This window comes from Streptomyces sp. NPDC088246 (assembly GCF_044741025.1).
Classification (GTDB): Bacteria; Actinomycetota; Actinomycetes; order Streptomycetales; family Streptomycetaceae; genus Streptomyces.
In genome coordinates this window covers 170,672-192,496 of the sequence record NZ_JBIURV010000014.1, presented here as the reverse complement: position 1 = coordinate 192,496, position 21,825 = coordinate 170,672, and the positions used below count along the sequence as shown (strand labels likewise).

At 68.9% G+C, this 21,825-nt stretch carries 20 protein-coding genes, 4 tRNA genes and 1 pseudogene; 13 read left to right on the top strand and 12 right to left on the bottom strand.

Translation table 11 applies throughout. From position 1 onward, the window contains the following. Window positions 1–89: 89 nt before the first annotated feature. Together ACIPEK_RS21175 and ACIPEK_RS21170 are read left to right on the top strand one after the other, a co-directional pair. A tRNA-Asp gene (locus ACIPEK_RS21175) sits at window positions 90–164 on the top strand. Between the two features lie 137 nt (window positions 165–301). Further along, entirely contained in the window at window positions 302–544 is a 243-nt protein-coding gene (locus tag ACIPEK_RS21170; RefSeq protein WP_401998171.1) for a DUF6274 family protein, read from the top strand. A gap of 505 nt (window positions 545–1,049) precedes the next feature. Here ACIPEK_RS21170 and bldC read toward each other — a convergent pair. Beyond that, window positions 1,050–1,256, bottom strand: coding sequence for a developmental transcriptional regulator BldC (bldC, locus tag ACIPEK_RS21165; protein ID WP_003949541.1), 207 nt, complete (start codon window positions 1,254–1,256; stop codon window positions 1,050–1,052). A 522-nt stretch (window positions 1,257–1,778) separates the two neighbouring features. Then, on the bottom strand, window positions 1,779–2,624 hold the full coding sequence (locus tag ACIPEK_RS21160) for a hypothetical protein (RefSeq protein ID WP_401998168.1): 846 nt from the start codon (window positions 2,622–2,624) through the stop codon (window positions 1,779–1,781). Window positions 2,625–2,800: 176 nt separating this feature from the next. On the opposite strand from ACIPEK_RS21160, the gene ACIPEK_RS21155 reads away from it, so the two are divergent. Continuing rightward, window positions 2,801–3,892 carry a Leu/Phe/Val dehydrogenase gene (locus ACIPEK_RS21155; protein WP_401998165.1) on the top strand — a complete coding sequence of 364 codons (1,092 nt, stop codon included), beginning with the start codon at window positions 2,801–2,803 and terminating at the stop codon, window positions 3,890–3,892. 312 nt (window positions 3,893–4,204) lie between these two features. Further along, a complete protein-coding gene (locus tag ACIPEK_RS21150) occupies window positions 4,205–4,462 on the top strand; it encodes a DUF3073 domain-containing protein (protein WP_072488579.1) in 258 nt (85 codons plus the stop codon). Window positions 4,463–4,636: 174 nt separating this feature from the next. Here ACIPEK_RS21150 and purM read toward each other — a convergent pair whose 3' ends face one another. From purM to ACIPEK_RS21125, 5 genes are all read right to left on the bottom strand, one after another. Then, on the bottom strand, window positions 4,637–5,710 hold the full coding sequence (purM, locus tag ACIPEK_RS21145) for a phosphoribosylformylglycinamidine cyclo-ligase (protein WP_401998162.1): 1,074 nt from the start codon (window positions 5,708–5,710) through the stop codon (window positions 4,637–4,639). Between the two features lie 60 nt (window positions 5,711–5,770). Beyond that, window positions 5,771–7,297: an amidophosphoribosyltransferase gene (gene purF, locus ACIPEK_RS21140; RefSeq protein ID WP_383072968.1), complete on the bottom strand. Its 1,527-nt coding sequence runs from the start codon at window positions 7,295–7,297 to the stop codon at window positions 5,771–5,773. 471 nt (window positions 7,298–7,768) lie between these two features. Continuing rightward, window positions 7,769–8,590 (bottom strand): META domain-containing protein, encoded by an 822-nt coding sequence (locus ACIPEK_RS21135; RefSeq protein ID WP_401998158.1) that lies wholly within the window; start codon window positions 8,588–8,590, stop codon window positions 7,769–7,771. Between the two features lie 37 nt (window positions 8,591–8,627). Continuing rightward, window positions 8,628–9,428, bottom strand: a complete 801-nt coding sequence (locus ACIPEK_RS21130) for a sterol carrier family protein (RefSeq protein ID WP_401998155.1) — start codon at window positions 9,426–9,428, stop codon at window positions 8,628–8,630. A 71-nt stretch (window positions 9,429–9,499) separates the two neighbouring features. Then, on the bottom strand, window positions 9,500–10,138 hold the full coding sequence (locus ACIPEK_RS21125) for a TetR/AcrR family transcriptional regulator (protein ID WP_189280196.1): 639 nt from the start codon (window positions 10,136–10,138) through the stop codon (window positions 9,500–9,502). Between the two features lie 116 nt (window positions 10,139–10,254). Between ACIPEK_RS21125 and ACIPEK_RS21120 the strand changes: the two are divergent. Further along, window positions 10,255–10,584, top strand: a pseudogene (locus ACIPEK_RS21120) (MFS transporter); the annotation flags it as partial. 235 nt (window positions 10,585–10,819) lie between these two features. Here the strand turns inward: ACIPEK_RS21120 and purL are convergent. Genes purL through purS form a run of 3 tightly spaced genes read right to left on the bottom strand, consistent with a single transcriptional unit; the run spans window position 10,820 to window position 14,003 of the window. Continuing rightward, window positions 10,820–13,069: a phosphoribosylformylglycinamidine synthase subunit PurL gene (purL, locus tag ACIPEK_RS21115; protein ID WP_401998152.1), complete on the bottom strand. Its 2,250-nt coding sequence runs from the start codon at window positions 13,067–13,069 to the stop codon at window positions 10,820–10,822. After that, the gene (gene purQ / locus ACIPEK_RS21110) at window positions 13,066–13,746 is read right to left on the bottom strand and encodes a phosphoribosylformylglycinamidine synthase subunit PurQ (protein WP_383072962.1); all 681 of its coding nucleotides are present in this window, start codon (window positions 13,744–13,746) and stop codon (window positions 13,066–13,068) included. Before purQ ends, purL begins: the two co-directional genes overlap by 4 nt. Beyond that, window positions 13,743–14,003, bottom strand: a complete 261-nt coding sequence (gene purS, locus ACIPEK_RS21105; protein ID WP_176729353.1) for a phosphoribosylformylglycinamidine synthase subunit PurS — start codon at window positions 14,001–14,003, stop codon at window positions 13,743–13,745. Before purS ends, purQ begins: the two co-directional genes overlap by 4 nt. A 382-nt stretch (window positions 14,004–14,385) precedes the next feature. Here purS and ACIPEK_RS21100 point away from each other — a divergent pair, with 382 nt between their 5' ends. The 8 genes from ACIPEK_RS21100 to ACIPEK_RS21065 all read left to right on the top strand — a co-directional run bounded on the left by ACIPEK_RS21100 (window position 14,386) and on the right by ACIPEK_RS21065 (window position 19,076). Then, entirely contained in the window at window positions 14,386–14,721 is a 336-nt protein-coding gene (locus tag ACIPEK_RS21100) for an Lsr2 family protein (protein WP_383072960.1), read from the top strand. A 186-nt stretch (window positions 14,722–14,907) separates the two neighbouring features. Beyond that, window positions 14,908–14,979 (top strand) — tRNA-Gly (locus ACIPEK_RS21095). Between the two features lie 98 nt (window positions 14,980–15,077). Continuing rightward, window positions 15,078–15,150 (top strand) — tRNA-Gly (locus ACIPEK_RS21090). A 154-nt stretch (window positions 15,151–15,304) separates the two neighbouring features. Further along, complete coding sequence (locus ACIPEK_RS21085) at window positions 15,305–16,333, top strand: ABC transporter ATP-binding protein (protein WP_401998149.1); 1,029 nt, start codon at window positions 15,305–15,307, stop codon at window positions 16,331–16,333. After that, window positions 16,330–17,100, top strand: coding sequence for an ABC transporter permease (locus ACIPEK_RS21080; RefSeq protein WP_383072958.1), 771 nt, complete (start codon window positions 16,330–16,332; stop codon window positions 17,098–17,100). Before ACIPEK_RS21085 ends, ACIPEK_RS21080 begins: the two co-directional genes overlap by 4 nt. A gap of 19 nt (window positions 17,101–17,119) precedes the next feature. After that, window positions 17,120–18,373 (top strand): sensor histidine kinase, encoded by a 1,254-nt coding sequence (locus ACIPEK_RS21075; RefSeq protein WP_401998147.1) that lies wholly within the window; start codon window positions 17,120–17,122, stop codon window positions 18,371–18,373. Further along, window positions 18,370–18,981 carry a response regulator gene (locus ACIPEK_RS21070; RefSeq protein ID WP_383072956.1) on the top strand — a complete coding sequence of 204 codons (612 nt, stop codon included), beginning with the start codon at window positions 18,370–18,372 and terminating at the stop codon, window positions 18,979–18,981. The genes ACIPEK_RS21075 and ACIPEK_RS21070 overlap by 4 nt, the downstream gene beginning before the upstream one ends. 22 nt (window positions 18,982–19,003) lie before the next feature. Further along, window positions 19,004–19,076: transfer RNA gene (locus ACIPEK_RS21065), tRNA-Gly, on the top strand. Between the two features lie 60 nt (window positions 19,077–19,136). Here the strand turns inward: ACIPEK_RS21065 and ACIPEK_RS21060 are convergent. After that, window positions 19,137–20,051 carry a phosphoribosylaminoimidazolesuccinocarboxamide synthase gene (locus tag ACIPEK_RS21060; RefSeq protein WP_401998144.1) on the bottom strand — a complete coding sequence of 305 codons (915 nt, stop codon included), beginning with the start codon at window positions 20,049–20,051 and terminating at the stop codon, window positions 19,137–19,139. 111 nt (window positions 20,052–20,162) lie between these two features. Further along, complete coding sequence (locus tag ACIPEK_RS21055; RefSeq protein WP_401998142.1) at window positions 20,163–21,626, bottom strand: N,N-dimethylformamidase beta subunit family domain-containing protein; 1,464 nt, start codon at window positions 21,624–21,626, stop codon at window positions 20,163–20,165. Window positions 21,627–21,825: the final 199 nt, after the last annotated feature.

Below are 21,825 nucleotides of genomic sequence, written 5' to 3'. Positions count from 1 at the left end.
AACCACCACCTTCGGTGAGGTCGACCAGACCCTCTGACCTGCTGTACAGTCTGTCTTCGCAGCCAGCCGCAAGGCAGCAGCGAAAACCTGGTCCTGTGGAGCAGCTTGGAGTGCTCGCCACCCTGTCAAGGTGGAGGCCGCGGGTTCAAATCCCGTCAGGACCGCAGTAACGAAAGCCCGGATCCTTCTGGATCCGGGCTTTCGCGCGTCTTGACTCCGGCAACTGCCGACGAGTACTCAGACAGCAGGGGCTGCCCCTGTTCCCCGGCGCGGGGCGGCAGTCCACCGGGAGGTGGCACGTATGGCGGCGTCCGCCGGGCACGAGACCCGCGCACTCCTGCGCGCCCACCTGGCCGCCGCTTCCGGCTACCGCCACCTCACTCGCCACTGCCCGATCTGCCATCGGCTCCTGCGGCTCGCCATGGAGCCCGTGACGGCCTCCCGGACCGCTTCCCCGCCCGAGCCTCCGGTCCTGCGCGCGGGGCGCCAGGGCGGCGTCCTGGAAGGCCGGGAGGTCCAGGACGAAAGTCCTTCGCCCGGGTGACCAATGGCGCGGCATTCCGCTTCCTGAAGGTGGCAGGCTCGCACTTGGCAAGGCTCATGCAGTGTGACGGGAGTCACCGAATGAGTTTTGCGAAGGGGTGACTTTACACCCTTCCTACAACTGGCGAATTTAATATGTGCAATTGCACCACTCGGACGGGAGCGCCACGGGACCTTACGAACCGCCCCGGCCCGGCTGCCCCGGGTCGGTCGGGAACAGTCCCGCACAGACCCGCGCAAGCCCGCACGGCACCCCGGCCGGAGCCAACCGGACGCCCGGTTTCCAGCGGCGCCCGGGGCGGCTCGGTCGGGGAAGGTCCCCGGCCTGCTGGAGCACAAAAAAGATCGCGCTGGACCCGGCGGAGTCCAGCGCGATCGAACGACGCACCCGTATTGCACAGGTATGGCGCCCGTTGGGGCGGGCGCCCGTCATTTGGAGCTATGGGTGGACCTGCACGGGTTGGGGGACCCGGAAGCCCAGTTGTGGCGCGGCGACAGGGGGTGTGTCAGGCCTCGCTGCGCTGCTGCGGAATACCCGCAAGCAGTGCGCGGACCTCTGCCTCGCGGTACCGGCGATGCCCACCGAGCGTGCGGATGGACGTGAGCTTGCCCGCCTTGGCCCAGCGGGTAACCGTCTTCGGGTCCACGCGGAACATCGTGGCAACCTCAGCCGGGGTCAGCAGCGGCTCGGCATCAGGGGTGCGAGCGGTCATGAGCGGCCTCCTCGGGAGAACCGAACCATCTCGGTTCTTTCCTCTAAATTCTGCACCTTGACCCGCGTTGCCCGAAATGGCGGACGCGGGCCGAGTCGGTTATAGGACGAACGGCTTGTCCTCGGCACTACAACTACACCATCCGTCCAGCCACGTCGGCCAAACCGATGGAATTGCCCTCCCAGGTGTTCATCAGCGACGGAAGCCGATGGACCATGCCATAGCGGACAGTCACACCGCTGTGACGATCAGTCACAGAGTGATCAGGAGCCATCAGACCCCCCATAGCGTGCAATGCTGAGCAATCCGCCCCCACTTGGACGGAAGGAGCCCTCCCCGGACTCCTTGTCCTATTTTGGCACGAGGAGTAGGGAAGGACGCAAGAGCCCCGTTAGTGCTATCCGTCACGCTTGAGGCAAAGGCCCGGTTCGGGACGTAGGTCCTAGGACCACTGAGGTACGCTTCCGCCTCTTCATCCTCACGTGTCACACGGGCCACAGGTTCAAACGCGGATGAGGCCTGTCAGTTCGCGAATTGACGATCCCTTACCGCCCGCCAGCGCTCCGCCAGCCGCCCGTACGCCTCACTCGCCCCTTCGGCGTCGCCGGCCTGCAGAGCCGCGATGCCCTCGGCCACATCGGCGGCCGAGCGGTCCCCGGCGAGCTGTGTCGCCGGCAGTGCGTGCACCAGACCTGCGTAGTCCAGTTCGACCAGTGCGCGCGGATGGAACTCCTCCAGCCAGCGCCCCACGTCCACGAGGCCCTCGGTCAGAGGCCCTTCGTCCACGGCCTCCCGCAGTGTCTTCAGCGCCCGGGCCAGCCGGCGCCGGGCCTGGACCATCGGCGTCCGGTAGCGCAGCACGGGCGGCTCACCGCCCTCGCCCGCCTCCGCGTACTCCCGCTCCTCGTCGGCGAAGAGCACGAACCAGCGCACCGGGACCTGCCACAGCGAGGTGAGGATCCAGGGCCTGGCGTCCGGATTGCGCTCGGCCCACCGCTCGTGGTCCGCGACGGCCTGCCCGCGCACCACTGGCGGCAGCACCGCGTCGAGAACCGGCCCGGGGAACATCTCCATCAGCTCGTCCAGCGCCAGCCAGCCGCGCAGCCTGGTCCGCCACGGGCAGACGCACACCACGCCGTCCATCTCGGCGACGAACGCGTCCCCGCTCTCGTGCACCGGCACGCCGACCGGCGGTGTGGCCACCAAGTCGGCGAGCGAGCGGCGCAGTTCGTCCTGGGCCGTGGGGATACGAGAGCGCCCTGCGTAACGGGCCCAGTGACCGCGTTCGGGCTCCGGGAAGGCGGCCAGCGGCTCGTACACCCGGAGGTAGGACGCGTAAGGGACGAGCACTGAAGACACCACCGACATGCAGCAAATCGTGTCATGCGCGTACTCCGCCGGGGGGTGATCCTTGGCACTGGAACAGATCTACGTCCGCGTAGGACTTACGCTCTTGCCCAGTCGGACCGGCCGTGCCGGCCGGTCCGCGGCCCTCCCCACCTTCAGGAGGGTCCTCCGCCGCTTCGTACTTGGGAGTCACCACAGTGACCGATGTGACCGGCGCGCCTGGCGATGTACTGCACACCCTGTTCCACTCGGATCAGGGGGGCCACGAGCAAGTCGTGCTCTGCCAGGACCGTGCCAGCGGCCTCAAGGCCGTCATCGCCATCCACTCCACCGCCCTGGGCCCGGCCCTCGGCGGCACCCGCTTCTATCCGTACGCCTCCGAGGAGGAGGCCGTCGCGGATGCGCTGAACCTCTCGCGCGGTATGTCGTACAAGAACGCCATGGCCGGTCTCGACCACGGCGGCGGCAAGGCCGTCATCATCGGTGACCCGGAGAAGATCAAGAGCGAGGAACTGCTGCTGGCGTACGGCCGGTTCGTGGCCTCGCTCGGTGGTCGCTACGTGACCGCCTGCGACGTCGGCACGTATGTCGCCGACATGGACATCGTCGCCCGCGAGTGCCGGTGGACCACCGGCCGCTCCCCTTCGAGCGGTGGCGCCGGCGACTCCTCGGTCCTCACCGCGTTCGGTGTCTTCCAGGGCATGCGGGCCTCCGCCCAGCACCTCTGGGGCGACCCGACGCTGCGTGGCCGAAAAGTGGGGGTCGCCGGAGTCGGCAAGGTCGGTCACTACCTGGTCGAGCATCTGCTGTCGGACGGCGCGGAGGTCGTGATCACGGATGTGCGGGAGGAGTCCGTCCGCCGCATCACCGATGAGCACCCCGAGGTCGCCGTCGCCGCGGACACCGCGGCGCTGATCCGTACCGAGGGCCTCGACATCTACGCCCCGTGCGCGCTCGGTGGCGCACTGAACGACGACACCGTTCCGGTACTCACCGCCAAGCTCGTGTGCGGCGCGGCCAACAACCAGCTCGCGCACCCCGGCATCGAGAAGGACCTCGCGGACCGGTCGATCCTGTACGCACCCGACTATGTGGTGAACGCGGGCGGTGTCATCCAGGTCGCCGACGAGCTGCACGGGTTCGACTTCGACCGGTGCAAGGCCAAGGCTTCGAAGATCTTCGACACCACGCTCGCCATATTCGCACGTGCGAAGGATGACGGCATTCCGCCGGCTGCCGCTGCCGACCGGATCGCCGAACAGCGGATGGCCGAAGCACGCCGTAGCTGACGGTCGCGGGGGCATCACCCGGCGTTTTCGCCCCTTCCTGCCTGCGGACGCGCCGACCGACGAGACAAGACTCACGCCGGTCGGCGGGTCGCATGCCAAGAAGAGGTTAAAATCGCAGTTGACCAGCGAGGACGGGGCTTCTCGCCGGTCCTCTTCCGGGGCACGTGATGCGGGCGGCGTACCGTATGGCCGCGGAAGCAGGTACCGTTAAAGCCCTACGGGCACGGTCTCTCTGCCGAGAGTCCGTCCTGAAACATGAACGCGTGTCAAGACTCTGGGGCCGTCGAGCCCCGTCACCGAGGGGGTCGAGCCATGGGGCGCGGCCGGGCAAAGGCCAAGCAGACAAAGGTCGCCCGCCAGCTGAAGTACAGCAGCGGCGGGACTGACCTGTCGCGTCTGGCCAATGAGCTGGGCGCATCGCCTTCGAGTCAACCACCGAACGCAGAGCCGTTCGAGGACGACGACGAGGAAGATGACCCGTACGCACAGTACGCGGATCTGTACAACGACGACGAGGACGAGGACGAGGACGATAAGTCCGGTCCGTCGTCACAGCGCCGCGGCGCTTGACCTCGCGCTGACACATCAACCCGGTCCGGGCCTGTCCCGGACCGGGTTCTGTGCTACCCCGATCAGGTCCGGCTGCTCAGGCGGGCTTCGGTGTCCTCGATCGCCGGGCGGGTGGGAAGCCCGGCGACCGAGGACGAAGCGGTCACCAGGTGACTCCGGTGTGCCCGCCCCTGCCTATCGCGCGTAGTCGCCCACCAGCTCGGCACCGGAGGTGTGCGCGCCGCGCTCCGTGATCTCGCCCGCGACCCAGGAATCGACCCCGCGGTCGGCCAGCGTCGTCAGGGCGACGTCCACGGACTGCTCCGGGACGATCGCGATCATGCCGACGCCCATGTTCAGCGTCTTCTCCAGCTCCAGCTGCTCGACCTGACCCGCCTTGCCGACCAGGTCGAAGACCGCGCCGGGCGTCCAGGTGGAGCGGTCGACCCTGGCGTGCAGTCCGTCCGGGACGACCCGGGCCAGGTTGTTGGCGAGGCCGCCGCCGGTGACGTGGCTGAAGCCGTGCACCTCGGTCGTACGGGTGAGGGCCAGGCAGTCCAGCGAGTAGATCTTGGTGGGCTCCAGGAGCTCCTCGCCGAGCGTCCGCCCGAACTCCTCGACCTCGCGGTCCAGCGCCCAGCCGGCCCGGTCGAAGACCACGTGACGGACGAGCGAGTACCCGTTGGAGTGAAGACCGGACGACGCCATGGCGATCACGACGTCACCCTTACGGATACGTTCCGGGCCGAGCAGCTGGTCAGCCTCGACCACGCCCGTACCGGCGCCCGCAACATCGAAGTCGTCCGGACCGAGGAGACCCGGGTGTTCGGCGGTCTCGCCGCCGACCAGGGCGCAGCCGGCGAGGACACAGCCTTCGGCGATGCCCTTCACGATGGACGCGACACGCTCGGGGTGCACCTTGCCGACGCAGATGTAGTCGGTCATGAAGAGCGGCTCGGCACCGCAGACGACCAGGTCGTCGACGACCATGCCGACGAGGTCGTGGCCGATGGTGTCGTACACGCCCATCTTGCGGGCGAGGTCGACCTTCGTGCCGACGCCGTCGGTGGCGGAGGCGAGCAGCGGACGCTCGTAACGCTTGAGGGCCGAGGCGTCGAAGAGTCCGGCGAAACCGCCGAGGCCGCCGAGGCCCGCGACCTCGGGGCGCTGCGTCTTCTTCACCCACTCCTTCATCAGCTCGACGGCGCGGTCGCCGGCCTCGATGTCGACGCCCGCTGCCGCGTAGGAAGCACCTGTTGTCTCAGACATTGCCTGGGATCTTTCGTGTGGAAATACGGGGCTGGTGGCCAGGGGTGTGCGGCTGTGCCGTCACGGACGACGCAGTGCGTCGGACGCGGCGGTTGCCGCAGGGCCTGCCGCCAGCTCGGTCTCCAGCAGCTGCTTGCCGAGCAGCTCCGGGTCCGGCAGCTCCATCGGGTACTCACCGTCGAAGCAGGCGCGGCACAGGTTCGGCTTGGCGATCGTCGTCGCCTCGACCATCGCGTCGAGCGAGATGTACGCCAGTGAGTCGGCACCCATCGACGTGCAGATCTCGTCGACCGTCATGCCGTTGGCGATCAGCTCGGCGCGGGTCGCGAAGTCGATGCCGAAGAAGCAGGGCCACTTCACCGGCGGGGACGAGATCCGGATGTGGATCTCGGCGGCGCCGGCCTCGCGGAGCATCCGGACCAGTGCGCGCTGGGTGTTGCCGCGGACGATCGAGTCGTCGACGACCACGAGGCGCTTGCCCTTGATGACTTCCTTGAGCGGGTTCAGCTTGAGGCGGATACCCAGCTGGCGAATGGTCTGGGACGGCTGGATGAAGGTCCGGCCGACATAGGCGTTCTTCACCAGTCCGGCGCCGAACGGGATGCCGCTGGCCTCCGCGTAACCGATGGCGGCGGGGGTGCCGGACTCCGGAGTCGCTATGACCAGATCGGCCTCGACGGGGGCCTCGGCGGCCAGCTTGCGACCCATCTCCACGCGGGAGAGGTAGACGTTGCGCCCGGCGATGTCGGTGTCGGGGCGGGCCAGATAGACGTACTCGAAGATACAGCCCTTCGGCTTCGCTTCCGCGAAGTGCGAGGACCGCAGGCCGTTCTCGTCGATGGCGACGAGCTCGCCCGGCTCGATCTCGCGGACGAAGCTGGCACCGCAGATGTCGAGGGCGGCGGACTCGGAGGCCACCACCCAGCCGCGCTCGAGACGGCCGAGAACCAGCGGGCGGATGCCCTGCGGGTCGCGGGCGGCGTAAAGGGTGTGCTCGTCCATGAAGACGAGGGAGAAGGCGCCCTTCACATCGGGGAGCACCTTTGCGGCGGCCTCCTCGATGGTGAGCGGCTTGCCGTCCTCATCGGTCTGGCCGGCGAGCAGCGCGGTCACCAGATCGGTGTCGTTCGTCGCGGCGACCTGGGTGGCGCGGCCGTCCTTGCGGGGAAGCTCGGCGACCATCTCGGCGAGCTGGGCCGTATTGACCAGGTTGCCGTTGTGACCCAGGGCGATCGAGCCGTGCGCGGTCGCACGGAATGTCGGCTGCGCGTTCTCCCACACCGAGGCACCGGTGGTGGAGTAGCGGGCATGACCGACCGCGATATGGCCCTGGAGAGATCCCAGAGACGTTTCGTCGAAGACCTGCGAGACCAGTCCCATGTCCTTGAAGACCAGGATCTGGGACCCATTGCTCACTGCGATGCCCGCGGACTCCTGTCCACGGTGCTGCAGGGCATACAGTCCGAAATAGGTGAGCTTGGCGACCTCTTCACCCGGAGCCCAGACACCGAAGACGCCGCAAGCGTCCTGGGGGCCTTTCTCTCCGGGGAGCAGGTCGTGGTTGAGTCGTCCATCACCACGGGGCACGCCACCGAGTGTAGGCGAGATCGACCACTGGTCCGAATTCGGGATACCGGGCCCGAGCACCGGGGAAGCGCTCCCAGGGGCGGTTCGCGGACCGGTTCGGGCAGTCACTCGGAGTGATCATTTCCGGGTCGCGGTGAGGTGCGGGACGCGGTGCGGACCGGCCACAGGGCGGTGGTCGCCCGGACCAGCGGCCGGTTACCGGCTAGTTCCGGCCACTCGGGGCACGGGGGTCAGCCGGTCCGGATGGTGGCGCTCGGTGAGGCGATCGATGCTCTGGCGCGGAGTCCGGCCGAACGTCCGTTTCGTGGCGAGCCTCACACCTGGGAGCCCGGTATGCGGCTTCTCGGGCGGCGTCGGCAAAGGTGGCGTCGGGAAGCCCGGCCGCCGCGGAGCCGGAGCTGCCGGCCGGGCTGCGGGCGTCCTGGGAGCGGCCGGATGCCGGCCTGCTGCCGTACCCGACGGGTTCCTGAGTCAGCCCATTGTCCCGGTGGCCGATGCGCCGAGTCCCTTGCCGTTCTCCGCGGTGAGGGACAGGGTGCGGTGATCGATCCGGTACGTCGTCGGGCCGTCCAGGATTGCGAGCAGTTCGCGCTCCAGCTTCATCCGGGGGGCCGGGCACATCATCTTGGTGCCGTCGATCCGGCCGAACGCGATGGTGGAACCGGAGACCGCCGCGGCGCCGCGGAACCGATTGCAGCCGAGGGTGCCCTGTACGGAGCCGTCCTTGCCGAAGCTCAGTTGCGCCTTCTCCCGCGCACCCGCGGGCAGCGACGAGGCGACCGTGCCGGAGACCAGGGTGGTGACCGTCCAGGTGGTGCCGGTGAGCGGGGCCGGCTGTTGCGCCGTGAGGGCGATGGAGTCGCCGTTCTCCGCGGTCAGGGTGAGAGTCTTCTTCGCCACGGCCGCGGTGAGTTCGCCGCTGAACGCGCCGGACATGGCCGCCTCGAACCGCTGGACGTCCTTCTCACAGGCCATTGAGGTGCTCGTGCCCGGCCCGACCGTGATCGTCTCGCCGTCGATGCGGACATCGGCGGTGAAGTGGTTGCAGCCGTAGTTCCCGGTGGCCCGGCCCTTGGAGTCGATCTCGACATGAGCGCCGGAGGGGGCGGCGGTCCGCTTCCCGTCGAGCGTCACCGATTCGACGCCCCAGCGGACACCGGTGACGGGAAGATCGGTCCGCACGGCGCCACCGCCGGAACCGGACCCCGAACCGGCCCCGGCGCCCGTCTCCGTACCGCAGGCGGCCAGGGCGAGGAGGGCCAGGACTCCGACGGCCGTACCTTGTTTCCGCATGACCCTGGGACGGTCCGGTCGGTCGTCCGGTTCCCCCTCACCCCATCAGGGGCAGCAGCGCGGCGAGATCGGCCCGCTCTCCGCTGGCGCCGACCTTCGCCGCGTCGAGTTCCTGGGCCCACTCCGTACGCCCGGTGGCGAGCCGGATCCAGGTGAGCGGATCGGTCTCGACGACATTGGGCGGCGTACCGCGCGTGTGCTTGGGGCCCTGGACGCACTGGACGACGGCGAAGGGCGGGACGCGCACCTCGACCGAGCCACCCGGCGCCTTCTCCGCGAGGGCGTCGGCGAGCAGCCGGGTGCAGGCGGCGAGCGCCTGCCGGTCGTACGGGATACCGAGGCCGGCCGCCTCGTTCAGATCGTCGGTGTGCACGACGAGTTCGACGGTACGGGTGACCAGGAAGTCGGCCAGCCGCATCGCCCCGGCCCGGGTCGGCAGCAGCCGGTCCTCCGGGGCTTCGGACACCAGCTCCTCGAACCGCCCGGCAACCTCCCCGTACAGCGCGTCCAGGTCCGGACGGTCCGCGGCGAGCGCCTTGGTTTCGTCGGCAATGCGCCCAACCCGCCCCGCGGTCGAGAACGGCCATTCGAGGAGCGTCAGATCGGGCTTGGGCGAGGCGGGTTCGGGCAGCTCCAGATTCCGCGTGACGTGCGAGAGCGCCATCGTCAGATGGACGGCCAGTTCGCGCACGGTCCAGTCCCCGAGCCGGGTCGGCAGCGCGAGCTGTTCGGGCGTCAGGGCGAGGACGGCTTCCCGGACATGGTCGAACTGCGCCAAGACCGCGGTGCGGGTCCTGACCGGGTCGTAGCGGCGGGCTCGTTTCTGGGACGGCGGCATGGTCCAGGAGCCTAAGGGGTGTCCGGCGGCTCTGGGCCGGACAGGCCCCGAGCCCTGTCGGGCCGGCTGCCTCAGGACCTGGTCGCGAAGTCGCCCAGTCCCTTGTCGAGCAGATCGAAACCGCGCTCGGCGAGCGCGACGGCATCCGGCGCCACCGCGTCCGCCGGCTCCCCCGCCAGCAGCCGCATTTGATTCGCGGAGATGAGGGCGTTGCGGGTGGCGATCAGCTGGGCGGCCGCGATCCGGGCGATGGACGGCTCCTCGCCCTCCTCGACCAGGACTTCGGCGAGCAGGTCGAAGGAGCGCATGGAGAACGCGTGGGCCCGGATGAGCAGCGCCGGGGTCTCCTGGATCAGCCGACGCAGCCCGAGCACCACCGGCGCGTCGCTCAGCCCGACGGAGGGGTCACGGGCCTCGATGGCGGCCAGGAACTGACGCCGCACGGCGGCCGCCGCGGACTCGCCAGGGGCCCGGTCCCGTACCACCCGCGCGACATCACCGATGTGCTCCTCCATGGGAGCGAGGACCAAGTCCTCCTTGCCGGCGAAGTAGTTGAAGACGGTCATCTTCGACACCTCGGCCGCCTCGGCGATCTCAGCGACCGAGACCTTGTCGAAGCCGCGCTCGGCGAAAAGCTCGGTGGCCGCGGTCAGCAGACGGTGACGCGTCTGGAGCTTCTTGCGCTCGCGCAGGCTCATCCCCTCAGTCATGGCATCACTGTACCAGGATGAAGATTATTCTCGGACTAAGTATTGACTTAGTACATTTTCACGGCATGGTGGTGCGGTCACAGCAGCACTGCGCTCCTCCCAAGGGGAGTCCTGCCATGACCACAGCCGTGACCGGCCGGCAACGCATCATCGGCTTCACGCTCTGCATCGCCACGATCCTGCCGGCCGTGCTCGACACGGACATCGTTTCGTCGGCGACCGTGCCGATCGTCCGCGATCTCGATCCGGCGCACGGCGTCGACAAGATCCCCTGTCAGCTCGCCGCGACCGCGGCACTGCCGCTGTACGGGAACCTCTGCGACGCACTCGGCACCAAGAAGGTCTTCATCGGGGCCGTAGCCACCTTCCTGAGCGGTTCGGCGCTGTGCGGACTTGCCGGGTCCATGGGCGAGTTGATCACCGTTCGCGCCGGTGGCGGCCCCGGTCGGAGCCCTGCCCGTACCACCGAAGGTGAATGCCTGCCGATTCACCGGAACACCGCCGCCCCGCCGGCTGAACGGAATTCCGCGGGCTGTCCACATCCGCACCCGATAGTCCATCAGCAGGAAATGCACATGCGGCTCGGCGGAATTCCCAGGGCTCCGGATCCGCCGAACCCGACGGAACGAGGACGGCCCCGCCCATGAACCGGGCGGGGCCGTCCTCGAACGGGATCAGGCGTCAGGCGAGCAGACCCGGAATGGTCTCCTCGTGCGCCGTGCGCAGCTCGCTCAGCGGAATGCTGAACTCGCCCTGGATCTCGATCTCCTCGCCGTCCACGACACCGATACGGGTGGCGGGCAGACCCCGCGCCCCGCACATGTCGTTGAAGCGGAGCTCCTCGCTGCGTGGAACGGAGACGACCGCGCGCCCCGCCGACTCGGAGAAGAGGAAGGTGAACGCGTCCAGACCGTCCGGCACGACCAGCCGGGCACCCTTCCCGCCACGGAGGCAGGACTCGGTGACCGCCTGGATCAGACCGCCGTCGGAGAGGTCGTGCGCCGCGTCGATCATGCCGTCGCGGGAGGCCGAGATCAGGATCTCGCCGAGCAGCTTCTCGCGGCCCAGGTCGACCTTGGGCGGCATGCCGCCCAGGTGGCCGTGGATGACCTCGGACCAGGCCGAGCCGCCGAACTCCTCACGCGTGTCGCCCAGCAGGTAGAGGAGCTGCCCCTCTTCCGCGAAGGCGACCGGTGTACGCCGGGTGACATCGTCGATCACACCGAGCACGGCCACGACCGGCGTCGGGTGGATCGCCGTCTCACCGGTCTGGTTGTACAGCGACACATTGCCGCCGGTGACCGGGGTGCCCAGCTCCAGGCAGCCGTCCGCCAGACCACGGGTGGCCTCGGCGAACTGCCACATGACATCCGGGTCCTCGGGCGAACCGAAGTTCAGGCAGTCCGAGATCGCGAGCGGCTTGGCGCCGGAGGCGGCGACATTGCGGTACGACTCCGCCAGCGCCAGCTGCGCCCCGGTGTACGGGTCGAGCTTGGCGTACCGGCCGTTGCCGTCGGTCGCCATGGCCACGCCCAGGTTCGACTTCTCGTCGATCCGGACCATGCCGGCGTCCTCGGGCATCGCGAGCACGGTGTTGCCCTGCACGAACCGGTCGTACTGGTCCGTGATCCAGGACTTCGACGCCTGGTTCGGCGAAGCGACCAGTTTGAGAACCTGCTCGCGCAGCTCGGCACCGTTCGCCGGACGGGCCAGCTTGCCCGCGTCGTCGGCCTGCAGCGCGTCCTGCCAGGACGGGCGGGCGAACGGGCGGTGGTACGTCGGGCCCTCGTGGGCGACGGACCTCGGCGGCACGTCCACGATCTGCTCGCCGTGCCAGAAGATCTCCAGCTGCGAGCCCTCGGTCACCTCACCGATGACGGTGGCGATGACGTCCCACTTCTCACAGATCTCCATGAAGCGGTCCACGTGCTGCGGCTCGACGATCGCGCACATGCGCTCCTGCGACTCGCTCATGAGGATTTCCTCGGGCGAGAGGGAGGAGTCGCGCAGCGGCACGGTGTCCAGCTCGACGCGCATACCGCCGGAACCTGCGGAGGCCAGCTCCGAAGTGGCGCAGGAGAGACCCGCGCCGCCGAGGTCCTGGATACCCGCGACGAGCTTCTCGCCGAAGATCTCCAGGGTGCACTCGATGAGGAGCTTCTCCTGGAACGGGTCGCCGACCTGGACGGCCGGGCGCTTCGCGGGACCGGTCGAATCGAAGGTCTCCGAGGCCAGCACCGAGACGCCGCCGATGCCGTCGCCGCCGGTGCGGGCGCCGTACAGGATCACCTTGTTGCCGGGGCCGGAGGCCTTGGCCAGGTGGATGTCCTCGTGCTTCATCACGCCGATGCAGCCGGCGTTGACCAGCGGGTTGCCCTGGTAGCAGGCGTCGAAGACGACCTCGCCGCCGATGTTCGGCAGGCCCAGGCAGTTGCCGTAGCCGCCGATACCGGCGACGACACCCGGCAGGACCCGCTTGGTGTCGGGGTGGTCGGCCGCACCGAAGCGCAGCGGGTCGACGACCGCGACCGGGCGGGCACCCATGGCGAGGATGTCGCGGACGATGCCACCGACGCCGGTCGCCGCGCCCTGGTAGGGCTCGATGTACGAGGGGTGGTTGTGCGACTCGACCTTGAAGGTGACCGCGTAACCCTGACCGACGTCGACCACACCGGCGTTCTCGCCGATGCCGACGAGCATCGCGTCGTTGGCGGGGACCTTCTCGCCGAACTGCTTGAGGTGGACCTTGCTGCTCTTGTACGAGCAGTGCTCGGACCACATCACGGAGTACATGGCGAGCTCGGCGCCGGTAGGACGGCGGCCCAGGATCTCGCGGATCCGGGCGTACTCGTCCTCCTTGAGGCCGAGCTCCTTCCAGGGCTGCGCGACGTCCGGGGTCTCGGCCGCGTGCTTGACCGTATCCAGGCTCATGCGTTGACCAGCTTCTTGATGATCGAGGTGAAGAAACCGAGGCCGTCGGTACGACCGGTTCCGATCAGCGGCTCGACGGCGTGCTCCGGGTGCGGCATCAGACCGACGACATTGCCTGCGGCGTTGGTGATGCCGGCGATGTCGCGCAGCGAGCCGTTGGGGTTCACGTCCAGGTAGCGGAAGGCGACGCGGCCCTCCGCCTCCAGCTCGTCGAGGACGCGCTCGTCGGCGACGTAACGCCCGTCCATGTTCTTGAGCGGTACGGAGATCTCCTGGCCCGCGGAGTAGTCCGCCGTCCAGGCGGTCTCCGCGTTCTCGACGCGCAGCTTCTGGTCACGGCAGATGAAGTGCAGGTGGTTGTTCTGCAGCATCGCGCCGGGCAGCAGGTGCGCCTCGGTCAGGATCTGGAAGCCGTTGCAGATGCCGAGGACCGGCATCCCGGCCCGCGCGTTCTCGATGATCGTCTCCATGACCGGCGAGAAGCGGGAGATGGCTCCGGCCCGCAGGTAGTCGCCGTAGGAGAAGCCGCCCGCCAGGATGACCGCGTCGACCTGGTGCAGGTCCTTGTCGCGGTGCCACAGCGATACGGGTTCGGCGCCCGCGACCCGTACGGCCCTCAGGCTGTCCTTGTCGTCGAGCGTGCCGGGAAAGGTGACGACTCCGATACGAGCAGTCACTTCGACTCCTCGGCCTTCTCCACCTTCACGGTGAAGTCCTCGATGACGGTGTTGGCGAGGAAAGTCTCGGCCATCTCGTGAATACGACTGAGGGCGGCGTCGTCGACCGGCCCCTCGACCTCGAGCTCGAAACGCTTTCCCTGACGAACGTCCGCGATTCCCTCGAAGCCGAGACGGGGCAGTGCACGCTGCACCGCCTGTCCCTGCGGGTCGAGGATCTCGGGCTTGAGCATGACGTCGACTACGACGCGTGCCACTGGCACTCCCGGTGGTGGTGTGGTGCGGCTGTTTCTCCGGGGGGCTCCCCAGACCCCCGCAGGTCCCCTCAGCCTACCTGGCCAGAAATTCTACGCGGGTAGATATCGAGCACCCTTGATCACGCCCAGATATCGACCGCGACAGCACAGGGGAAAGTCCTGCGAAAAAAATCCTCACCGACAGCACACATAGAAGGCTGACACGCGGAGGTAATTGGTTGGTCTTCACAATGCGGCACCCACCGCTGTACAAATGATTACCGGGGAATGCAGCATTGCCCCTAAACAGTCGACACCCGTCGACTCACATCCGCCTGACAGCCGGAAGGCCGGCATCAGCGCATGTCAGACGCGTCGATGCCGTAGGAAAGGACCGATATCCGTGGCTCAGCGCGTAGTGGTCACGCTCTTCGACGACATCGACGGGGGAGCAGCGGCGGAAACGGTCACCTTCGCCCTGGACGGGAAGTCGTACGAGATCGACCTCAATCCGTCCAATGCAAAGAAACTGCGCAAGGTCCTGGCGCCGTACATGGCGGCCGGCCGAAAGCAGACAAATGCCAGTAAGCACGGCAAGACACCTGCGTCGTACCGGCACACCTCACTCGCACCCGACCCGGCAGCCGTGCGCGCCTGGGCCCGCTCCCACCGGATGGAGGTACCGGCCCGCGGCCGGATCCCCAAGAAGGTCTACGAGGCGTTCCGCGAAGCCAGTTGAGAACCCGGCACACGTCCGGATCGCCCGGACCGGTCGCCGGGGGCCGGCCGGTGAACGCCCGCCAACGCTCCCGCGCACCTCTCGGCGACACCCCGTGGCCACCGACTTGCGCTACACCCCTGCAGGTCGGCTAAAGTCTGGAGCACGCCGAGGGGCAAGGCCGCAAAGCCGAACCTCACGCAGCGTGCGGGTGTAGTTCAGTAGCAGAACATCCCCCTTCCAGGGGGAAGGCGCAGTGTGCAATTCCTGTCACCCGCTCTGCATCACTCTTACCGACCACTCCGGTGAATCGGGTAGAGTAGTGCTCGCACCGCCGGATGGATCTCCTCAAGGGGAGTACAATGAGCGGCAGCAATGCGGACGTGGCTCAGTTGGTAGAGCATCACCTTGCCAAGGTGAGGGTCGCGAGTTCGAATCTCGTCGTCCGCTCTTGATCGGTTTGTTCGAAGGCCCTGGTCGATATCGACCAGGGCCTTCGTCGTATTCCCGTCCGCGCTCCTTACCCGATGCTCATGACGTTTGTCATGAGCAGTGGTGACAGCTCGCACTGCCTGCGGCGACGATCCGGCGGAAAGCTGTAGGCATGACCAGCGACGACATTCCCAGCGCCCGTGCGGGCGGCGCCGTGGCGGACATCACAGACGAACCCGCGACCGATTTCACGACGGATCCCGTGATCGTTTCGGCGACCGACCCCGTGATCGAGGCGAGCGGTGTGCGACGGCGCTACGCCGGCGGCTTCGAGGCCGTGACCGGCGTCTCCTTCTCGGTGGCGCGCGGCGAACTCTTCGCCCTGCTCGGTACGAACGGCGCGGGAAAGACCTCCACCGTCGAACTGCTGGAGGGCCTTGCCCGGCCCGACGACGGCACGGTGCGGGTGCTCGGTCACGACCCGTACCGCGAGCGCGCCGCGGTACGGCCGCGGATCGGGGTGATGCTCCAGGAGGGCGGCTTCCCGTCCGAGCTGACGGTCACCGAGACCGTACGGATGTGGGCGGGGTGCACCAGCGGCGCCCGGCCGACCGGTGAGGCGCTGGACCTGGTCGGGCTCACCCACCGGGCGCGCGTACGGGTCAAGCAGCTCTCCGGCGGCGAGCGACGCCGCCTCGACCTCGCACTGGCCCTGCTCGGCCGGCCCGAGGTGCTCTTCCTTGACGAGCCGACCACCGGGCTCGACGCCGAGGGGCGGCGCGACACCTGGGAGTTGGTACGGGTGCTGCGCGACGGCGGCATCACCGTCCTGCTCACCACGCACTACCTGGAGGAGGCCGAGGCGCTCGCCGACCGGCTGGCGATCATGCACCGGGGACGGATCGTGACGGCGGGCACCACCGCCGAGGTGACGGCGGCCCGCCCCGCCCGCATCCGGTTCGAGCTGCCCGAAGGAGTCCCGGCGGCGTGGCTTCCGCTGCCGCTGCAGGCAGCAGCCGAGGGACGCAGGGTCGAGATCCGCACCCACCGGCTGCAGGAATCGCTGGGTGAACTGCTGCTCTGGGCCCGGGAGTCGGACGTGACGCTGCTCGGGCTCGATGCCCGGTCGGCCTCGCTCGAAGAGGCATTTCTCGATATCGCGCAGAGCGCGTCGGAGGGGGAGAAGGTGGCTGCCGCATGACCAGCACAACGATGTCCGGGCGGCTGAACGCTCTCGGGAGGGCCGAGCTGACCCTGCTCGCCCGGAACAGGACGGCGGTCTTCGTCGCGCTGCTGGTGCCCCTGGCCATGGTCGCGGCCATGAAGTCGACGCTGGAACAGGTCGACCTGGGCGGGACCGGGCTGACCGTGGCCGGGGCGGCGCTCAGCGGCGGCATCGGCATGGTGCTGATGCAGGTCGTGTACATGAACCTGGTCGCCGCCTATGTGGCGCGGCGCGAGGACCTGGTCCTGAAGCGGCTGCGTACCGGCGAGCTCGCCGACGGGGAGATCCTCGCCGGGACCGCGCTTCCGTCGGTCGCGCTGGCGCTGGCGCAGACGGCGCTGGTGGTCCTGGCCGGTGCGGTGCTCTTCGGTCTCGGTGCGCCCGAACGGCCCGAACTGCTTCTCGCGGGACTGTTGTCGGGTGTGGTGCTGCTGGCGGCGCTGGCCGCCGCCACGTCCGCGGTGACCCGGACCGTACAGACGGCGCAGATCACCACGCTGCCGCTGTTCCTCGTCTCGATGATGGGCTCCGGGCTCTTCGTACCGCTGGAGATCCTGCCGGACCGGGTGGCGTCCGTATGCGAACTGCTGCCGGTGACCGGGGTGATGACGCTCGTACGGGCGGGCTGGCTCGGCGGGGCGGACGGGTATGACCTGCTCGGGGCCGGGCTGACCGCGCTGGCCTGGACGGTGCTCGCCGTGTTTGCTGTGCAGCGGTGGTTCCGCTGGGAACCTCGACGCTGAGAAGGGGTGTGCCGTGCGCATGCGGTGGCGAACAGGGAGCTGGCGCGGGCGCAGCGGGTTCGACAAGGTCGACCTGTATACGCGCGGCACGCTGTACGGGCTGGCGTGGCTCGCGGTGCTGATCCAGATCCTGATGTCGGTGACCCGGCCCGTACGCGGTGCCGCACCCGCTGCGCTGATCGCCCTGGCGATCCTGCTCGCGGTCGCGCACGGGGTCTGCGGGACGGTGCTCACCGCCAGGGGGCTGGAGAAGTATCTGGGCCGGGGGACCGCGGACCGGCGGCTGGTCGCTGTCGGAGCCGTGTCGCTGATGGCGAACGTGGCAGCGGTTCTGGCCCTCGCCCGGTGCACGGGCATGCGCGAATTCCCGGAGCCGGGATTTGTGCTCAGCGCCTGCATGGTGCCGTTCTCCTGCGCTTTCGTGCTCATCGTGCCGAAGTGGGTGTCCATGCTTCAGCAGGCCGCCGTCTCGGCCGGGGTGTGCGCCGTGGTGGGACTGCTCGGTGGCGGCGGTGCGCTGATGACCTCCGCACTTTTCGCCACGTTGTTCGGCAGCGGGATGATGTCCGTCACCACGCGGATGTCCGCCTGGTCGCTGGGCGTGATGTGGAAGCTCCGCGAGGCGCAGGACGTGGAGACGCGGCTGGCGGTCGCCGAGGAACGGCTGCGGTTCGGCCGGGACATGCACGACGTCCTGGGCCGGAATCTGGCCGTGATCGCGCTGAAGAGCGAGCTGGCGGTGGAGCTCGCCCAGCGCGGCAAGCCGGCGGCCGTGGACCAGATGGTCGAGGTGATGCGCATCGCCCGCGCCTCCCAGCAGGAGGTGCGTGATGTCGTACGCGGATACCGGGAGGCCGACCTGAGTACCGAACTCATGGGCGCGCAGAGCGTGTTGCGGGCGGCCGGGATCGAGTGCGCGGTGGAGGGCCATGAGGGCCGTCCGCTGCCCGCGCCCGTGCAGTCGGCGCTCGGCTGGGTGGTGCGGGAGGCGGCGACCAATGTGCTGCGGCACGGCGATCCGCGGCACTGCACGATCCGGCTGCGCGCTGCGGCGGACACGGTGGTGCTGGACATGGAGAACGACGGGGCGCCGCAGGCCACCGCCGGGCCGGGCGGCTCCGGGCTGGCCGGGCTGCGGGAGCGGCTTCACGCGCTCGACGGTTCGCTGGACGCAGGTCCGGCAGGGAACGGGCTGTTCCGGCTGACGGCCACGATCCCGCTGCCGCGCACGGCCCCGGACCTCACCCCCGCCCTTCAGAAGGAGCGACGATGACGGCTGTACGGGTGCTGCTCGCCGACGACGAGCATCTGATCCGGGGCGCGCTGGCCGCGCTGCTCGCTCTGGAGGACGACCTCATGGTGGTCGCGGAGGCGGCGACCGGCCCGGAGGCACTGGCCATGGCGCGGGCTCATCGCCCCGATGTGGCGGTCCTCGATCTGGAGATGCCGGGTGCCGACGGTGTGAACGTCGCCACATCCCTGCGGGCCGAACTGCCCGGCTGCCGGACGATGATCGTGACGAGTCACGGCCGGCCGGGACATCTGAAGCGGGCACTCGCGGCAGGCGTGCGGGCCTTCGTGCCGAAGACCGTCAGTGCCCGGCAGCTGGCCGGGATCATCCGTACCGTGCACGCCGGAAACCGTTATGTGGACCCGGAGTTGGCGGCCGATGCGATCTCCGCCGGGGACTCGCCGCTGACCGCGCGCGAGGCCGAGGTGCTGGAGCTGGCGGCCGACGGGGCGCCGGTCGCGGAGATCGCGGAGCGGGCGTCGCTGTCGCAGGGAACCGTACGGAACTACCTCTCGGCGGCCGCCTCGAAGCTCGGCGCGGAGAACCGTCATGCCGCGCTGCGTCTCGCACGCGAGCGCGGATGGGTATAGTGGTCATCGCGCTTCGGCGCTTGCGGACGTAGCTCAGTTGGTAGAGCGCAACCTTGCCAAGGTTGAGGTCGCCAGTTCGAACCTGGTCGTCCGCTCGGTTCAGCAAGAAGCCCCCGGCCTTTCGGCCGGGGGCTTCTTCGTGTTCCGGGAGCTGCTTACTGCCAAGGCGTGCCGGTGAGCAGTTCGTACGCCTCCAGGTACTTCGCCCGGGTCGCGTCCACGATCTCCTGGGGCAGCGCCGGGGGCGGCTGCTCGCTCTTGCGGTCCCAGCCGGAGGCCGGCGAGGTCAGCCAGTCGCGCACGAACTGCTTGTCGTAACTGGGCTGGGACTTGCCCGGCTCCCAGGTGGCCGCGGGCCAGAAGCGGGAGGAGTCCGGGGTCAGCACCTCGTCCGCGATGATCAGTTCCTCGCCGCCGTCGGCCGTGGGAGCGAAACCGAACTCGAACTTCGTGTCGGCGAGGATGATCCCGCGTACGCGCGCGATGTCACGGGCCCTGCTGTACACATCCAGTGTGGTGCGGCGCAGCTGCGCGGCGGTCTCCGCGCCGACCTGGCGGGCCACCTCCTCGTAGCTCACGTTCTCGTCGTGGTCGCCGACGGCCGCCTTGGTGGCGGGGGTGAAGATCGGCGCCGGGAGTTCGGAGCCGTCGACGAGGCCCTCGGGCAGCGCGATACCGCAGACCGTGCGGGACTCCTTGTACTCGACGAGGCCCGAGCCGGTGAGGTAGCCGCGGGCGACGCACTCGACCGGGACCATCCGCAGCGACTTGCAGATCAGTGTCCGGCCGGCCCAGTCCGCGGGGGCTCCGGCGGGGAGCTCCGTGGACAGGACGTGGTTCGGTACGAGATCGGCGAGCTGGTCGAACCACCACAGCGAGAGCCGGGTGAGCACCCGGCCCTTGTCAGGGATCTCGGTGGGCAGGACCCAGTCGTACGCGGACATACGGTCGCTGGCGACCATGACGAGGTCGCCCGCCTCGTTCCGGTACAGGTCGCGCACCTTGCCGGTGTGGAGGTGGGTGAGCCCCGGGACCTGCACTGGTTCGGGCTTTTCTACAAATCCGGACACGCTGCCTCCGCGTAGGTTGATCCAGGAGTCGTACCGATTCTCCCGTATCGGGGTGCGGTGGGGCGGAGCGGGGGCGTCCGTGGCGCCGAGTGCCGTGGCCCCGGAGGCGTTTCAGGCGCGTTTGCAGATGCGGTCGAGGAGATTGGCGGTGGCCCGCTGGATGCGGGGGTCCACATGGCCGGGGCGGTCCAGCGCCGGAGACCAGGCGAAGGTGCCGGAGGCGAAGACGAGTGCGCCGGACGGGGCCCGGTACAGGGAGGTCTCCTGGTGGCGCTTGACTCCATCGCTGTCCTGGTACGGGGAGTGGGCGAGCAGGATGCGGCTCTCGTGCTCGGGGAGCGCGGTGCGCGGGAAGTAGCGGTCGGCCTCGCCCGCGACCAGGCCGTCGATCTCGTCGCCCTCGCAAGCGCCCGTCGAGTCCCACAGCCAGTGCTCGGCGTTCCGTACGACCAGGGGGCGCGGATCGGGGACCCGGCCCGCGTACTGGATGCCGAGAAGCTGCTGCTCGGGGCGGTCGATCTCGCGCCAGAGCGCGGGCTTGCCCGGGCCGCGGCGCTTGCGGCAGGTGAGCAGCCGGTCCGGGACGCCGGACGGCGACGGGGAGAGGCTGACCTGCCAGTACATGGTGTTGGCGGAGAGGAAGACGAGTGAGGTGCCGTCGTCGCGGGCGAGTTCGGCGGTACGGCGCATGGGCACCGACCAGTACTCGTCGTGGCCGGGGAAGACCAGGCCCCGGTAGCGGCCCGGGTCGATCCGGCCCGCGTGCAGATCGCGTGTGTCGGCGTACGCGATGTCGTAGCCGTACCGCTCGGCCCAGCGGATGAAGTCGTAGGCATGACCGACGTGGAGCGGCAGACCGGCGCCCGCGTACGGGCGGTCGAAGGAGACGGTGACCGCGGCGTCCTCCTCGCCCAGGAGGCGGCCCTGCTCGTCCCAGGCGTGGTAGAGGCTGGCGCCCGTGCGGCCGTCCTCCGGGTAGAGGTTGTACGCCTGCCAGGTGATGTCCGGCAGGACCAGCAGGAGATCGGCCGGGTGGTCGTCGCGGACCGTGAACGGGATGTGGGAGCGGTATCCGTCGACGGTGGTGAGCACAGCGACGTAGGCGCCGATCGACCAGTAGGTGGGGATCTGCAGCCGCCAGGACTGCCACCAGTGGTGGCAGGAGACCGTGCGGTCGGCGGTGAGCGGGGCTGGCTGGACGATGCCGGAGAGCCGGGGGCTCGTGGTGATCTTGGCGGCGCCGTCGCCCCCGTAGTGACCGATGCGGTAGATGTCCACGGAGAACTGCTGGGGCGGGTCCACGGTGATGTGGAAGTCGATCGCCTCTCCGGGGGCCGCGGCGCCCGTGGAGGTGAAGCCCTTGATCTGGCGGTGCACATCGTCGGCCGTGCGGGTGCCGCCGTCGGTGGAGCTGCGGGCCAGCGTGGGGTCCACGTACCAGGGGACGACATGTCCGGTGTCGTCGAAGTAGTTCTCACTGCCGCGCAGCCAGGGCAGCGGGCCCTGCCCGAAGGGGTCGGAGACGGCGTGCGCGAGGGCACCCGACTCCCATCGACGAATCTGCTCCGCCCCCATACCGCTTCCCTCCCTCTAGTCCCCCCGACACGACAGTGAGACAAAGTTGATCGTCACCGGGGATCAACGGCGATCATCACCGTCCGTGCGTCATCGGTGCGCCAACAGTGATGCGCCGACTGTCAGCGTCGATCCCCAGCACATCACATAACGCATGCACTCCGTCACCGTTCGTCGCTAATTGACGTGAACGGAACGC